Annotated in this window: 17 protein-coding genes; all 17 read left to right on the top strand. The window is 62.3% G+C overall.

The window, feature by feature from the left end; genetic code table 11:
• Positions 1 to 22 precede the first annotated feature (22 nt).
• Positions 23 to 577: a hypothetical protein gene (locus WS78_RS01170; protein ID WP_059580628.1), complete on the top strand. Its 555-nt coding sequence runs from the start codon at positions 23 to 25 to the stop codon at positions 575 to 577.
• A 6-nt stretch (positions 578 to 583) separates the two neighbouring features.
• The gene (locus tag WS78_RS01165; RefSeq protein ID WP_059580625.1) at positions 584 to 997 is read left to right on the top strand and encodes a gp436 family protein; all 414 of its coding nucleotides are present in this window, start codon (positions 584 to 586) and stop codon (positions 995 to 997) included.
• 4 nt (positions 998 to 1,001) lie between these two features.
• Entirely contained in the window at positions 1,002 to 1,670 is a 669-nt protein-coding gene (locus WS78_RS01160) for a DUF1834 family protein (RefSeq protein ID WP_059580620.1), read from the top strand.
• Complete coding sequence (locus tag WS78_RS01155) at positions 1,667 to 1,894, top strand: DUF2635 domain-containing protein (RefSeq protein WP_059577772.1); 228 nt, start codon at positions 1,667 to 1,669, stop codon at positions 1,892 to 1,894. Before WS78_RS01160 ends, WS78_RS01155 begins: the two co-directional genes overlap by 4 nt.
• 3 nt (positions 1,895 to 1,897) lie before the next feature.
• Positions 1,898 to 3,319: a phage tail sheath C-terminal domain-containing protein gene (locus WS78_RS01150; RefSeq protein WP_059577769.1), complete on the top strand. Its 1,422-nt coding sequence runs from the start codon at positions 1,898 to 1,900 to the stop codon at positions 3,317 to 3,319.
• A gap of 29 nt (positions 3,320 to 3,348) precedes the next feature.
• Complete coding sequence (locus WS78_RS01145) at positions 3,349 to 3,726, top strand: hypothetical protein (protein ID WP_059577766.1); 378 nt, start codon at positions 3,349 to 3,351, stop codon at positions 3,724 to 3,726.
• Positions 3,727 to 3,731: 5 nt separating this feature from the next.
• Positions 3,732 to 4,121, top strand: coding sequence for a hypothetical protein (locus WS78_RS01140; protein ID WP_226377186.1), 390 nt, complete (start codon positions 3,732 to 3,734; stop codon positions 4,119 to 4,121).
• Positions 4,122 to 4,251: 130 nt separating this feature from the next.
• On the top strand, positions 4,252 to 6,504 hold the full coding sequence (locus WS78_RS01135; protein ID WP_038748621.1) for a phage tail tape measure protein: 2,253 nt from the start codon (positions 4,252 to 4,254) through the stop codon (positions 6,502 to 6,504).
• A 1-nt stretch (position 6,505) separates the two neighbouring features.
• Entirely contained in the window at positions 6,506 to 7,816 is a 1,311-nt protein-coding gene (locus WS78_RS01130; RefSeq protein ID WP_038748622.1) for a DNA circularization protein, read from the top strand.
• A complete protein-coding gene (locus tag WS78_RS01125) occupies positions 7,800 to 8,924 on the top strand; it encodes a phage baseplate assembly protein (RefSeq protein ID WP_059579172.1) in 1,125 nt (374 codons plus the stop codon). Before WS78_RS01130 ends, WS78_RS01125 begins: the two co-directional genes overlap by 17 nt.
• Complete coding sequence (locus WS78_RS01120) at positions 8,921 to 9,523, top strand: phage baseplate assembly protein V (protein ID WP_006025666.1); 603 nt, start codon at positions 8,921 to 8,923, stop codon at positions 9,521 to 9,523. Before WS78_RS01125 ends, WS78_RS01120 begins: the two co-directional genes overlap by 4 nt.
• A gap of 65 nt (positions 9,524 to 9,588) precedes the next feature.
• Positions 9,589 to 9,939, top strand: coding sequence for a phage GP46 family protein (locus WS78_RS01115; RefSeq protein ID WP_038730277.1), 351 nt, complete (start codon positions 9,589 to 9,591; stop codon positions 9,937 to 9,939).
• Complete coding sequence (locus WS78_RS01110) at positions 9,939 to 11,006, top strand: baseplate J/gp47 family protein (protein WP_059577314.1); 1,068 nt, start codon at positions 9,939 to 9,941, stop codon at positions 11,004 to 11,006. Before WS78_RS01115 ends, WS78_RS01110 begins: the two co-directional genes overlap by 1 nt.
• Positions 11,003 to 11,575 (top strand): YmfQ family protein, encoded by a 573-nt coding sequence (locus WS78_RS01105; RefSeq protein ID WP_004549651.1) that lies wholly within the window; start codon positions 11,003 to 11,005, stop codon positions 11,573 to 11,575. Before WS78_RS01110 ends, WS78_RS01105 begins: the two co-directional genes overlap by 4 nt.
• A 2-nt stretch (positions 11,576 to 11,577) precedes the next feature.
• Entirely contained in the window at positions 11,578 to 13,140 is a 1,563-nt protein-coding gene (locus tag WS78_RS01100) for a hypothetical protein (protein WP_082717421.1), read from the top strand.
• Positions 13,141 to 13,142: 2 nt separating this feature from the next.
• Positions 13,143 to 13,547: a tail fiber assembly protein gene (locus WS78_RS01095; protein WP_059577323.1), complete on the top strand. Its 405-nt coding sequence runs from the start codon at positions 13,143 to 13,145 to the stop codon at positions 13,545 to 13,547.
• 270 nt (positions 13,548 to 13,817) lie between these two features.
• Positions 13,818 to 15,749 (top strand): acyltransferase family protein, encoded by a 1,932-nt coding sequence (locus tag WS78_RS01090; RefSeq protein ID WP_059577326.1) that lies wholly within the window; start codon positions 13,818 to 13,820, stop codon positions 15,747 to 15,749.
• Positions 15,750 to 15,854 lie beyond the last annotated feature (105 nt).

The raw sequence follows: 15,854 nt of genomic DNA, 5'->3' as shown, positions 1-15,854 counted from the left end.
TTCGAATTCACAGGAGAGGTTCATGAGCAAGAAACATCCGGCGATCAAGGTGGCGTCGGCCAAGGAAGGGTTTCGCCGCGCTGGCCATGTGTTCGGGATCGTGCCGAAAACGATCGCGCTGGCTGCGCTTCATCCGGACGCACACGCCGCAATCGTCGCCGACAAGTCCCTGGTCGTGGTCGACACGGCGATCCATCTCAGCGACGAAGAAGCGGCGGCGCTCCCGCACCACGACGCCGACCACGTGATCGCCGCGCTCGCAAATGCAGACACGCTGACGCTCGACGTGAGCGAAGACGACGCGAAGCGTGCGCTGGCGCTGGCCGACATCGAAGCGGAGCTGGCGCAGCGCGAAGCGTCGATCAAGCTGCGCGAGGGCGATCTGAAGGCCGCCGAAGACGAATTCGAAGCTGCCGAAGCGGACCTGAAACGCCGCATTGCCGAATTCGACGAGCGCCACGCGGGCCTCGTCACGCGCGAAAACGATCTGCTCGCGCGCATCCAGGCATTCGAGGCCGAGCAGGAAGCCGCGAAATCCGGCGGCAAGTCCACGCAGTCGGCCGGCAAGAAGAGCTAACGCGCCATGTACGCCACCGTCGAATTCATGATCGGTCGCTTCGGACAGCGCGAGGCGATCTCGCTGTCCGATCGCGAACGCACCGGCGACGTGAACGCCGTCGTGCTGGCCGATGCGCTCGACGAGGCATCCGCCGAGATCGATACGTATCTGGCGGGCCGGTACGCGCTGCCGCTCGATCCGCAACCGAAGATGCTCGCGGGCGTGTGTTGCGACATCGCGCGCTATCGCCTGTGCGGCGGCGAAACCGTCATGACCGACGAAATCGACAAGCGTTACAAGGCCGCGATCGCATTCCTGAAGCTCGTCGCGACCGGCGACGTCACGCTCGGCTCGACGACGACGGGTTCGATTCCGCAACCCGACAACTCTGTCCAGTTCGTGACAGGCACGCGCGTGTTCGCTCGCGAGAACCGATAACGCCATGCCCTACGTCCCGATCGTCACTGCAGTTGAGCTTGGCGTCGTCGACCGCCTCACGCGCGGCCTCGGCAAGATGGTCGCCGAGGTCAAGACCTACGGCGGGGAATTCGACGACGAAGAATTGGACACCGTCGTGCGGCGCTTCCCGGCTGCGTGGGTGACGTTTGGCGGCGTGAAGCGCACCGATCCCGTCGCGACGAGTCGCTCGAAGTGGAAGGCCGAGGCGACCTTCGTCGTGATGGTCGGCGCACGCAGCGTTCGGAACGAAGAAACCAGTCGGCACGGCGGGCCGGCGCAGATCGAGGTCGGCACGAACCTGCTGATCTCGGCCGTCCGCTACCTCCTGAACGAGCAGGACATGGGCCTGCCGATCCGGCATTTCGCGCCGGGCGCGATTCGCACGCTGTTCAACACGAAGGTCCGTAACGACGCCATGTCGGTCTACGCGCTCGAATTTCATACCGCGTGGGTCGAAGACACGCTGTTCGTCGGTGCATTTCCGCAAGGCAGCGTCGAAGGGCCGCTCGGCGAGGTGTTCGAGCAATACGAAGGTCAGCTCGATCCACCGACGCCGGACTGGAAGTCGACGCTGCTGCGCTACTACCTGCAACCCGGCACCGATCGCCCGGCCGATGCGGTGGATCACATTGAGATGAAGGAGCAACCATGAAAGTGAAAGCCCGTTCCGGGTTGCGTGTCCCGAAGGAACACGCATCGCGCCAGTACATCACGGACGCTGAAGCCGTCGATGTGCCGGATACCGCCTATTACCACCGCCGCGTCGCCGACGGCGATCTGGTTGTGGAAGCTGCGCCGGCCGTGGAGTCGAGCGTCGACGTCGCGCCGAGTCCCGCGGTTGAATCGAGTGCCAAAAAGGCCGCGAAAGGAACCTAACTGATGGCAAGCCAAAACATCGCTTTCGATACGATCCCGTCGGGCATCCGCAAGCCGGGCAAGTACTTCGAATACAACACGAAACTCGCCGTGCGTACGCTGCCGGCGAACGACCAGACCGTGATCATCGTCGGGCAGCGTACCGCTGACGGCACTGTCCCGGCGCTGAAGCCGGTCGATGTGTTCTCCGGCGACCAGGCGGCGCTGTACTTCGGCGCAGGCTCGCTCGCGCACATCGCGGCCGTCGCGGCGATCACGGCGAACAAATACGTCAGCCTGACGGTCATCGCCGTCGACGACGCGCAGGCCGGCCAACCGGCCAAGGGATCGGTCGAGTTCAAGGGGCCAGCGACGGCCGATGGCGCGTTCGCGCTGATCATCGGCAACACCCGGGTCGACATCGCCGTGTACGCGACCGACACGGAAACGGCGATTGCCACGCGTCTCGCGGCTCAGATCGCGCAGAAGACGGCGCTGCCAGTCACGGCGGATTCGGTCAACGGCAAGGTGACGTTGACGACGAAGAACAAGGGCGCGTTCGGCAATGACATGGTCCTGTCGCAGCTCAACCAGGCAGCCGGCGTCACGGCGACGATCACGGCGTTCACGGGCGGCCTGAACGATCCCGACATCGCCCTGGCGCTCGCGGCCGTGTACGGCGCGAAGTACAACGTGTATGTGACGTGCTGGCCGACGAAGGAATCACTGACGAAGCTGCGCACGCACCTGGACAGCATCTCGGGGCCGCTCGAACAGCGTCCGGCAGTGAGCGTCGCTGGCACGCCCGCGACGCTCGCCACCGCGACCACGCTGGCCGGCGACCTCGACGCGGGCCGGATCACGATCGGCTGGCACCCGGGTTCGGTGTGCTTGCCGGCCGAGATCGCCGCCGCCTATGCGGCTGTCATTGCCAGCGAGACGGACCCGGCTCGGCCGCTGAACACGCTCGCGCTGACCGGTCTCGACGTGACGCCGATCCCGTCGCAGCCCGGGCGCACCGAGCAGGAGAAAGCGCTGCACAACGGCGTGACGCCGTTCGAGATCGGCCCGGGCAACGCTGTGCAGATCGTCCGGTCAATCACGACGTACACAAAGGATGCACAGGGCATCGACGATCCGGCGCTGCTCGACATCACGACGATCCGCACGCTTGACTACGTTCGCAAGGCGTGTCAGCAGCGCATTGCGCTGCGGTTTCCGCGCGAGAAGCAGTCGGAGAAGACGCCGCCGAAGGTGCGCAGCGAACTGCTCGATGTGCTCTACAAGCTGGAAGAGCTGGAAATCATCGAGAACGTCGACGCGAACAAGGACAAGCTGATCGTCGAGCGCGATCTGCAGGACGTCAACCAGCTCAATGCTGCGATCCCGTGCGACGTCGTGAACGGGTTGCACGTGTTCGCCGGCCGGATCGACCTGATCCTGTAACACCCTTCGCAACACTATAGGAGCCAGCCATGGCATTGGAAGAATACGTTGGCGCGATCGTGCTCGAGGTCGACGGCCAGGAGGCCGAGGTCGTGAGCGTGTCGCCAACGTCGAAGACCGGCAAGAAGCCGGTCAAGACGATGAATCGCACGGGCCGCGTCAAGGGCTTCGCGCGTGGCGTCGAGGAACACGAGCTGAAGATGACGGTCGTGATCCCGCTCGACGGCGACGAGATCGACTGGTTCAACATGGAGGGCGGCAAGCTGACCATGTTCCCGGTGTCGCCCGGCGGCCAGCGCGTGAGCTATTACGACTGCGTCACGCTCGACATGGGCGATCAGTACAGCGTGGAAAACGAGGCGCGCCGCGACCTCACCATCTTCTCGACTCGACGGGTGACGGAATGAGCATCATGACGGAAAAGGGTTCGCTGGACTACGGCATCGAATATCCGGCCGGCAGTGGCCAGTATCACTACGACTTCGAGCTGCGTCTCGCGACGGTCGACGACAACATCTCGGCCTATGAGCATCCGTCGATCCTCGGCGGCGGCGTGTCGAACATGCGCGTCAACGCGGCGATCATCTCGTCATGCCTGCTGTCGCTCGGCACCGTCCCGAAGGAAGAGATCACGCCGGAGCTGATCGGCACGGCGATCGACGTCGACTATGACCAGTTGTACGCCAAGCAGGAACTGCTCAAAAAAAAGCGAAAGGAAAGGAAACCCACCTTCGCAACTTCCGACTCGCCGTCCTCATCCTCGGACCCTGCGGGTTCAGCGAAGAGCGAGTCCGGAACCTGAGCGAACCGGAGCTGGAGGGTTACCTGTCCGCGTTCGCCACGCTGCGCGGACAGGGTTCGAACGGTCGCCCCGGGAAGACCGGGCCGACCGTTAAAAGCATGCGGCGCAAACGCCGCAAGGGTAAATAGGAATGTCTCGCGATCTCGCCGTCGGCATGACCATTCGGATGCGCGACCAGGTGTCCGCACCGGCGCAGCAATCCGAACGCAATGTCCAGCGCAGCGTGCGCCAGACGACGCAGACCTATACCGACGCGTCGCGCGTCGCCGTGTCGACGAGCCGGATGCTGTACAACGTCCGCATGACGCAGAGCGCGCAGGCCGAGCAAGCCGTGCAACGCAATGTCGCGCAGACCGAGGCTGCGTATCAGCGCGCGAACCGTAACGTGCTGACCGGGTCGCAACGGCTCGCCAATGCCCGTCAGCAGCTCGACATTCGATCGGAACAGACGATCCGGCGCGAAATCGATCAGACGGTCGCGTCGTACAACCGACTCGCGCGGGCCGGCTTCTCGTCGTCGAACGAACAAGCTCGTGCATTCGCAGCCGTTCAGCGCAAGGTCGCTGAGCTGAACAAGGAACTTGGCAAGACGGTCGAACGGGAAAGCCTACTGGCTCGCGGCTCGCACGGCATGCTGCGTGTCGGTGAAGGGATTGCCGGAGCCTATGCGGGCGCGCGCGTGCTGTCCGGCCCGGTGGGCCAGGCAATGCGGTTCGATCAGCATCTGGCGATGATCGCGAACACCAGCTATCGCAACCTTGCACCGAAGGATCGCGTGAAGGCCACCGATGAGCTGCGAGCAGTTGTTTACGCGGCTGTTCAGGAGGGTGGCGGGACGCTCGACCAAGCGATGGAATCCCTCGAAAAACTGATGGCTCACGACGCGCTTGGACACAAAGCCGCGTTCGAGCTTCTGCCGAAACTGCAGCGAGGTGCGCAAGCCGAGGGAGCCGACCCGGTCGACCTGGGCAACGTCGCGGTCAAGGCCGTGCAGAACTTGCGCTTTGAAGAGCACGATACCGGGCGTGTTCTGGACATGGGGGCGGTCGCCAGCCACATGGGTGAATTCAAGTTCCCGGACCTGAGCCATTACCTTCCGGCGCAGATGGCGGCCGCAGGCAATGCGGGTTTCTCGGGCGCGCGCGGCTACGCGAAGATTCTGGCGCTGAACGAAACGGCAATGTCCACGGCTGGCACTGCCGGTCAGGCCGGCACGAACGTGACCGACCTGCTCAACCAGATGTCGAGCCGGGAGCTGGCCCACGCGGCGAAACGCGCCGGCATCAAGGATTTCGAGGGCGTCAAAATGCGGACCCTGGCGCGCGGCGGCGACATGCTCGACGCGATAGAGGCGACGATCGAGACGATCTTCAAGAGCGACAAGAAGTACCAGGAAATCCAGCGCAAACTGAAAACCGCCAAACCGGGCGAGGACAAGGAATTGCTGACGGACATGGCGAACCTGCTGCAGGGTTCGGCGATCGGCAAGCTGTTCGGCAACCAGCAGTCAGTGATGGCGCTGACCGGCTACATCACGCAGAAGCACAAGCGGCAGGAGGTGTATGAAGCCGCCATGCACGAATGGGATCGCGGAGGCGGCACGATCGCAGGCGACTTCGACGTCGTGAAAGCGATGGACGGGTTCAAGGCGCAGCAGCTCAAGAACGAGGCCGAGATCGCGGAGATGGACGCCCTGCGCGGATTGAATCACCAGCTCGGCGACGCGGCGTCGAAGCTCGCGAACTATGCGAAGGAATACCCGGGCCTCGCGAAAGCAATTGCCGGCACCACGCTCGCATTCGAAGGGCTGACGGCCATCCTCCTGGGCGCGGGTCTGATGCGGTTTGTGACCGGCGGCCGCGCTGCCGGCGCCGTGGCGGCAGCCGATGCCGGGCTGGCGAGCGCAGGTGTCGCAGGCGCGGCCAGCGCGGCGGGATTCGGCGCACGGTTCGCAGGCATGGCGAAAGCCATCGGCACGCGTGGTGGCCCATTGCTGGCGATCGCAAGCGGCCTCGAGGCGTTTTCGATCGCGGGCGATCAGTCGAAGACGGCTGACGAGAAGAAAGCCGCTTACGTCGGTGTTGCCGGCGGTGCTGTTGGTGGTCTTGCCGGGATGGCTGCTGGTGCGGCGACCGGCGCGGCGCTTGGCTCGGTCGTTCCCGTCGCAGGCAACATCGTCGGCGCGGGCGTCGGGGCCGTCGCCGGATACTTCGGCCACGAATGGGGGGAGAAGCTCGGCAAAATGATCGGCGACGCGATCTTCGCGCAGAAGAAGGACGAGAAGCCGCCTGTTGTCGAGGGACACTTCACCATCAACCTCGATGGCCAGCACCTCTACGACTTCGTCACGATGGCTGGCCAAAAGGCGGCTCGGAGATTCTGATATGGCATGGAAAGATAGCCTGCTCGATGCTTCGTTTCGCGGCGTTCCGTTCGACGCGCAGCACACGGACGATACGATCGACCGCGATACCGCTGAATACGCGGTGCCGCACGTCGACGGCGAAGACGTTGAAGATCTCGGCCTGAAGGCGCACACCACCAGTATTACCGCGATCTTCTTCGGCGACGATTACGAGGATCGGATGCAGGCGCTGCTCGGCGCACTCGCGATCAAGGGGCCGGGCGAACTGATCCATCCGGTGTTCGGGTCGATGCCAAGCATGCAGCTCATTGGCGCGCACGTGTCCCATGATGCCGAGAACGTCGACGCGTGTGTGATCGAGATGCGGTTCAAGCGCTCGACGCCGGCCAATCCGTTCTTCATTGAGCAGCGGCCGACGCAAACCGCTGACGCCGCCGCGCAGCTCGCGACCACCGCGCAGGATGCCGGCACCAGCATGTTCGAGCGAGCAGTCGGCCTGCTCAAGACGATGAAGGCTGGCCTGCGCCGACTCAATGCTTTGCGCGATGTCCTGAGCGAGGCGCTCGGTCCGATCACGGCGCTTGTCGTCGGCTTTCGACGTGCGACGGTCGATTATCTGTCCTGGCCGGGCGCGTTCGCGTCGGACCTGATCGGCCTGGTCAGCGGTATCGCGGATTTCCGTTCGTTCGATCCAGGACTCGTCATGTCTGACTGGAACGACATGCGCGACCAGATGAAGACGGTCGTGAAGCTGCCTGCAGCGTCGGCCGCTGGCCAGCCGCTCGTCATTCCTGGCACGCAGGCCACGACGGCCGCACCCAGCAGCTCGACCGACCCCGCCACGCCGTATGCACCGGCACGTCCTAGCACCGTTGCCGCTGACGCATCGGACATCCAGCTCGTCACGGCCGTCACGGCGGTTGTCGTTGCCACGGTGACGGCCAGCGTTGCATCCGACATCCTGGCGAATGAGGCCGACACCCCGACGCTGACGCCGGATCAGGTCGAGCAGATCGCGAACGATACGCGTGGATTGATCCAGGCCGCGATCGACGCCGTACGCGCGGCCGTGCCGGTCGAACAGGCTCGGCCCGTTATCGAGCCGTTAAAAGAGACGGCACTGTCGGTGCAGGAGCTGGCGATCAAGGTGATCGACGTCCTGCCGCCGATCATTTCGCGCACGGTTGATGCGCCGTCGAATCTCACGTTGCTGGCGCATCTCTGGTACGGAGACTATTTGCGCTCGACGGAGCTGCTGCGCCTGAATTCACAGATCCGCAATCCGAACTTCATTCAGCGAGGAGACATTGTCCGTGGCTTCGCCCAATGACGACGTGACGCTGCTGATCGGTGGCAAGGCGCACAGCGCCTGGTCGTCGTATTCGATCGATTCCGATCTGCTGACGCCGGCCGACGCGTGGGACGTGCGCCTCACGCGCCCGGCCGGCAAGATGCCGGACACGGTCAAATCCGGCGCGCATGTCCAGGTGAAGGTCGGCGACGACACGGTGCTCGTCGGCTACGTCGACCAGGTGCGTCGCCGCACCAGCAAGACCGAGAAGACGCTGTCGATCAGCGGCCGGGACTATGCCGCGATCCTGCGCGACTGCTCGGCACCGATTTTCACGGCTAAACAGGTCACGTTAGCGGAGGTGGTCGCGAACATCGTTAAACCGCTCGGGATCAGGAAGATTCGTATCGACACGGCGCGCGCGCAGTCGACGTGGGACAAGATCAGCGTCGACCCGGGTGACACGGCATGGGACGCGCTCGTTCACGCGGCCGAGGGTGAAGGTTTGTGGCCGTGGTTCGATCCGGACGGCACGCTCGTGGTCGGCGGGCCGGACTACAATGCCCCGCCCGTCGCGAGCCTGATCCTGCGCGAGGATGGTAAGGGCAACAACGTCGAGTGGTTCGACGAGGATTTGTCGATCGCCGAGCGACACTCGGAAGTCACGGTGCTCGGCCAGGCGCACGGCACCGGATCGAAGGCCGGCAAGCACGCCATCAAGGCGACCGTGAAAGACAAGGATGTGCCGGTGTACCGCCCCAAGATAGTCGTCGACCACGACGCGCCCAATCTGGCAGCGGCCGAAGCGCGTGCGCGCAAGATCATTTCCGACTCGGCACTCGCCGCGCACACGCTGCGCGCGAGCGTCAAGGGACACCGAACCTCGGACGGCGTGCTGTGGAAGCCGGGCCAACGGGTGCACGTCGTATGGGAGGAATACGGGATCGACGCCATCTACTTCCTGATGGCGCGTCGATTCACGGGTGGCCGTCCAGGCGGCACGCACACGACGCTGACCCTGAAGGAAGATGGCGTGTGGATTCTCGACGCGCATCCGCATTCGGGCCGCAAGCATCGGAAGAAGAAACGCGGCGGACCATCGATCGAAGTCACGGACGCCACCATCGACGCGAGCATCATGAAATGATCAAGGACATCGACAAGCGCATCCAGCGTGCGGTTTCCGGCATTCGGCAAGCCTTCCGAGGAATGATCGGTGGCGTGCAGACAAACGGCCCGACCGCGACCGTTCGCGGCGAAGGTCTCGCTGGCGAGAACATGGTCGACCTCGAACTATTCCAACACTACGGCTACACCAGTTCGCCGCCGGCCGGCACGATGATGGTCGTGGTGCCGGTCGGCGGCAAGACGAGTCATGGAATCGTCATCGCGACCGAGCATGGTCAGTATCGGTTGAAGGCGTTGAAGGCTGGCGAGGTGGCGCTGTACACGGACGAAGGTGATTCCATCGTCCTCGCTCGCGGCCGCGTCATCGACATCAAGACGAAGACGCTGAACATCGAAGCCGAAGAATCGGTCAACTTCAAGACGCCGACCGTCAATATGGATCACGCGCTCAACGTGGCCGAGCAGATCACCGGCAAGGGCGGCATGTCGATGTCGGGTGGCGACGGCGCGCGCATCGACAGCCTGAACGTCGACAAGGATGCCGTGATCAGCGGCAAGAGCTTCAACGGCCACAAGCATCCGGAAACGGGCAGCATCACGGGCACCCCTGTCGCCTGACATCAGCGGCACTCACTGACCTCCATCATCTGAATTGTCCACGCGCGCGCGATCACAATCGCGGCATGGACGCACTTCTGAACCCGCAAACAGGCGGATATACCGGCACGCGGACCACGACGCTCGCGAACGCCGTGTATATCCGCCTCGCCACACCGCTCGGCTCCTGGTGGGCCGCGCCGGACGTCGGCTCGCTGCTGCACACGCTTGCGCGAGAGAAGGATACGCCTCGCGTGCGTCGCCTTGCAGTCCAGTATGCCGAGCAGGCGCTCGCGCCCCTGGTCAAGGATGGGCGAGCGAGCAAGGTATCGGTGTCGTCCGCATCGGGCGAAAAAAGCTGGCTCGCTCTTCTCATCGACGTGCATGACGCGACAGGCGACGTTCAGCACTTCCAGCATCCGGTCAAGGTGTCGTAATGCCGGCGACTGTTCTGACGCTCGACCAGGTCCGCGCGAACATTCTGCGCGAGATCAAGAACCAGCGTTCCGACGCCGACATCGGCCCGGATTCCGACCACTATGTGCGCGCGAGCGGCGTGGCCAGCGTGATCGAAGGGCTGTATGCGCACCAGGTCTGGACGGCGAAGCAGATATTCCCGGACACGGCCGACGAGGACAATCTCATCCTGCATGCACGCCTGCGCGGCATCGAGCGCAAACCAGCCGTTGTCGCCAGCGGCACGGTGCGCGTAACAGGCAAGCCCGGTGTCCAGCTCGCTAGCGGTTTGAGCGCGAAGTACCAGGACGGCACGGCGTATGTAACGACGAGCGATGGCACATTCGACGCGACGGGCAATCTCGTCGTCAGTGTGGTGGCCGTCGACGCCGGTGTCGACGGAAACCGCCAGGATGGCGATGCGCTCACGCTCACCGTGCCTCCGGTCAACGTCGACGCGACGCTGGCAATCGTCAATCTTCGTGGCGGCACGGCAATCGAAACGCTCGACAGCTTGCTCGCACGTCTGCTGCAGCGCATTCGTCGTCCACCGGCCGGTGGCAACAAATATGATTACTGGCAATGGGCGATGGAGGTGGCCGGCGTAACGGCCGCGTTTGTCTATCCGTTGCGTCGGGGGCTCGGCACGGTCGACGTCGTTATCGTGACCGAAGATGGCCTACCTTCGGATGACGTATTAAAAGCCGTGCAGGCGCACATTGACGATCAGCGGCCGGTGCGGGCCAAGGATGCACGCGTTGTCGTGCCGTCGATCAAGCCCTACGACGTCACGGCGGCCGTCAAGCTGAACGGCATCACGCTCGACGCGGCTCAATCGGCTGTCGAATCCGGTCTCGCAGCCTATAACGCGATCGTGTCTCCTGGCGACATGGTCATTCGAAACCGCATCGGCGGCGTCATCAACGATACGCTTGGCATCGAAGACTATGTGCTTGAAAGCCCAACGGCCAATGTCGTCCCAGTGGTCGATGCGCAGGTGATCGAGTGGTGCCGGCTCGGCAAGGTGACGTTGAGGACGATGACATGAACGAACACGCCGAACTGCTCGGGCGGCTTATTCCTGCCGTCTCATACGATCCGCGTGAGCCGCGTCTCGCGGCCGAGCTGACTGCCGAAGGAAAGGTGCTGGATCGCGCGCTCGCCGACGCCGAAACGATCGTGAACGGCATCACGCCGTTCTTTGCGCACCAGCTCTTGCCAGATTGGGAGCGTGTGTGTGGCATCACGCCGGCTGTGGATGCGACGTTGCAACAGCGCATATCGACCGTCGTCGCCAAGGTCAATGAGACTGGCGGCATGTCAATTGCGTACTTCAAGCGACTGGCAAACGCTCTGGGCTACCGGATCGAAATCGTCGAGCTGGAGCCATTTCGCGTTGACGAAGGTGCGATCGGCGATGCGATCTGGATCGAGGACATCGTCTATCAATGGGGTGTAACCGTACACGGCTCGCCTTCACTGGAAATCTACTTCCGTGTTGACGAAAGCGCGGTTGGCGAGCCGCTGCTGACGTTTGCCGACCCGATTCTCGAATCCGTGTTCCAAGACCTGAAGCCAGCCGACACGTTCGTCTACTTCATCTACCAGGAAGAGTAACCATGCAACGAATCAACACGCCTGATGGCAACTGGTATCCGGGCGATCCCTCGCAAGGGATCAAAGGGACTGTTGTTACTCGCCACTTCATGCAAACCGTTCAAGAAGAGCTTGCCGCCGTACCCGAAAGCGTCGGGATGAAACTTGATCCAAACGACAACAAGCAGCTTCTGAAGGGCATCCGAAAAATTTACACGGACAGTATTGCGGGGGGCATCCAAACGGGTGGCCGGGTCAACGGAGTCAACAGTCCGAACCTGCTGTTCAATGGGTCGGCTGAATTCGGAAGCGCATCGTGGTTTTCCGGGAACTCGTCCAACATCGATACGAACGGCCTTGTGCTCAAACCAGCCATTGGCAGCTACGGCGAAGGTACGTTTTGGGCGCTTGATCGTGATCTCGACGGTAAGGTCGTTTACTTTGTCGATTACTCGGACTTCGTCGGGCTTGGCGATGGAGTCACGATCAGTCTTCAAGCAGAACTGTTCGCTGGCGGACTGACCGGGGGAAGCTTCTATATCGATGCGGAATTCTACGATGACGCATCTCCGCCGAAGATTCTCGGGCAATCTCTGCAGTTAAAGGCTCCTCCCGATGCGGGTTGGACGTATTTGAGTGCATCGTCTGCCGTTCCGCGTGGCACGCGAAAACTGCGCATCCGCAAGGTGCTGGACGGAAACCCGAAAGGCACACGCGGACTGATCGCTTGCCGTCGCATCAAGTTGGAAGGGGGATCAGCTTCGTCGCTGTATTCGACCGAGGTCGATTTTCAGCGCGTCGCGCTACTCGATTCGCCAGCGCTGACTGGAGCGCCGACAGCCCCGACACCGGATGCAAAGGATAACTCGACACGACTCGCGACGACGGCATTCGTACAAGCGCTATCGGGAACCTACGCGACGCAGCAATGGGTGCAAGGGTTCGCCGTAAAAAGCGGCGATGGTGTGCCGTACATGCTCACGACGAACAACGAGCGTAATGCCGCATGGCTTTCAATCAATGGTCAAAATCACGGAAAACTGTGGACGGATATGAGCTTCGATCCTGACTCGAAGCTGAACACGTCCGGCGGTACCGTTGGTGGCCGCTTGGCGCTCAGTAAGCAAGGCTGGCAGGCGGACTTCCAGCTCAGAAACTGGCGAGAGGGCCAAGACGTTAGCACGTACTTTCGAGCGCGCGATGGTGGCGGCCTGGAGATCATCAACAACGCCTATAACTTCGTAACGTGGTCGGTCGATGACTATGGCACGATGTTCATGCGGGGTCAGCAAATGCTCAACACGGACGGCAACCTTTGGTGTGCTTATCGCGGTTCGTGGATGTCCGGCATCCTAGACGATCTCTACAACCGCGATAATGGAAAGGCTAATGCGGGCGCTACGTGCCAGCCGTATGACTTTGCGGAATTCGGGCCGATCAAGAGTAACGGCGGTAATGGACCACATCAGGTGGATGCTCCGGACACCTGGATAATGAAAGGTGTGCGATGTGGTGGGTGGGTGGGGCCAGCGGGAGACTCGATTGGCGCGTTGTACATCCGCTGCGTTCGATTGAGGAACCAATAAGAATGGTAGAGCACGAACTTCTGATTCTGGCTATCCAGGAACGGTGGCCAGACTTGGTTCATGGGCGAGACTTCTGGGTTGCGCATCCGCTCGATCCGGCTACCGGCGAGCAGTCCAGCGATGCATTCATTGCAGAGTGGAAGTGCTCGGTTGTCCCGCCGTATGTGGGCGACCTTCTCACTCGAGCAGAGCAATTACGCCCGATACAGGCCGCTAGCAAAGCGCGGGAGAAGCGGGACACGCTGCTCGCGGCATCCGATTGGACACAGGCTTCCGATGCGCCGACTGATACCAAGGAAACGTGGGCAGCTTACCGACAAGCGCTGCGCGAGATACCACAACAGCCGGAGTTTCCAATGAACATCGAGTGGCCGGTGCCTCCAAGCAACGACGTACACCGGCGGTGATCCATATCTAACAACACTGACGCTATCTGGCACTGAAGGTAACGCTAAAGCAATAAAACAAGGCGACCGGCACACAAGTTGGCACATTTGTGCCGGACCGCTTAGAGCTGAGCTGTTAAAAAATCGAACCAATGCCTGAAGGTTGATATCCTTCGGGCTCGCGCTTTTTGACAAGAACGGGCAATGCTTCAAGACACAAGAACAATCGGGACCACACACGTACAGCAGCAGTATCGACCGGACATCGACGGGCTTCGTGCGATTGCGGTCATGGCCGTCGTGCTCGCACATGCCGGCTTCGCCGGGTTCTCCGGTGGTTTCATCGGCGTCGATATCTTCTTTGTGATTTCGGGGTTCGTCGTCGCCAATTCGATCCTAGGCGACCTATCACGCGGGCAATTTTCGTTCAGCGCGTTCTATGCGCGTCGCGCCAGGCGTCTCGCCCCAGCGTTGTACCTGATGTTGATAGCCACGTTCTGCTTCAGCATCCTGTTTGTCTTTCCGGAAGATACCTTCAAGCTCGCGAAGAATATCCTCGCGGTGGCTACCATGACGTCGAACATCTACCTGTCGAAGCAGACCGGGTACTTCGACGGGCGGGCTGCTGATCAGCCGCTGTTGCATACGTGGTCGCTGTCGGTCGAAGAACAGTTCTATCTCGTGCTGCCCGTCCTACTCTTCCTGTTGCGCCGACGCAGCCGGGCAACGCTGATCGGCGTGCTGGCGGGCAGCGCACTGGCGTCCCTGGCGCTGGCCGTCACGTTCCATCACCTGGATTCACCCGGTGCCTATTATTTCGCGCAGTATCGCGCGTTCGAATTCCTTGTCGGCGTGCTGCTTGCCGTTGTCGGGTGTAAGCGGCAAACGAAGCCACATGCGTTATATGACACGCTGCTGATCGCTGGCCTTGCGATCGTCGCGGCGGGCGTGCTCGGTGCCAGCCGCGAAGCGCAATTCCCTGGGCTTGGGGCGCTGTTGCCGTGCGTAGCCGCGTCGCTGATCATCTTCGCCGGCCGGCGAGCACGATTCTCCAGCCCGATCCTTGCTAACCCGGTGTGCGTGTTCCTCGGTCGGATCTCCTACCCGATCTATCTCTGGCACTGGCCGATCTTTTTCGCGCTGCGACGCTTGAGCCTGACCGATCCAGCCGCCTTTGCGGCCGCGATCGTCGGAGCAATCGCGTTGGCAGCGGCGACGCACCGGCTCGAACTGAGAGTGCAGCGGGCAAACTGGACGACACGACAGTCGCTGCTCGGCGTCGTCCTGGCCCCGCTGCTCGCCACCGGCGTGCTCGCCGGCGTCGGCAAACTGACGAACGGATTCCTGTTCGCCTATCCTGCGGCAATTCGCAGCAACGTGTACTGGTCGGGCACGGCGCTCTTCGACATGCCGCGTGCGAAGACCTGCTGGTCCCAGGTGGGCATCTCGAACGAAGCGGCGTGTACGCTCGGTGCGACATCGGCAGCGAACAAGGCGATTCTGTGGGGAGACTCGCACGCCTATCACCTGATCCATTTCTTTGACGTGCTTGGCAAGGATCGCGGCATGGCGGTCCACGACGTCGCCTTCACGCTTTGCCCGCCGATCGAGGCGATGGCGGCACATGCGACCGACCCGGCCATTGAGGACACGCATCGTCAATGCGTCGAACATGACAAGGCGGTGATGGCGTATGCGCAGGCACGGCAGGACGTCCGGACGGTCATCATGTCCGCCGCGTGGCAGAACTATCTGAACGACGGCGTCGGGCCGGACGTCAAGCCGACGCTGCACGGGTTCATGCCCGGACAGCTCGAACGGGAACTCGGCAATACCATCGAAAAGCTGCAAGCGGCCGGAAAGCGCGTCGTGATGCTCGACGACGTGCCGATGATTCCGGAGAACATGGTGAATTGCGCGTTCTACAACGGGTTGCTGTTTCCGTACCCGCAACGCGTTTGCGAATTCGACAGCAAGATCGCCGTCGACCAGCACGCCCCGATCGCCGCGATGCAGGTACGCCTTCAGGCGCGATTTCCGGATCTGAAGATCATCCACACCTACGACGTGCCTTGCACGGCCGGGAAGTGCCGGCTCGATTTCGACGGGCTGCCGATCTATCGGTACAGCGATTACCACCACCTCAGCCTTGCCGGGAGCTTGAAGTACTACCCGGAATACCGGCGGAAGCATCCGCGTGAGCTGGAGCGGCTCGGACTGTAAGGTGGTGACAAATCGCGCGCGAAGTGTACTTTCAAGGCGGTGTCAATTTCGGCGCAAACTAGTGACAAATCGCGCGCGACGTTACAATCCCGATGTGCTTTTTGT

The sequence above is a fragment of the Burkholderia savannae genome (genome assembly GCF_001524445.2).
Classification (GTDB): Bacteria; Pseudomonadota; Gammaproteobacteria; order Burkholderiales; family Burkholderiaceae; genus Burkholderia; species Burkholderia savannae.
Note: the sequence above shows the minus strand (reverse complement) of the source record. Positions and strands in the feature narration are given on the sequence as shown.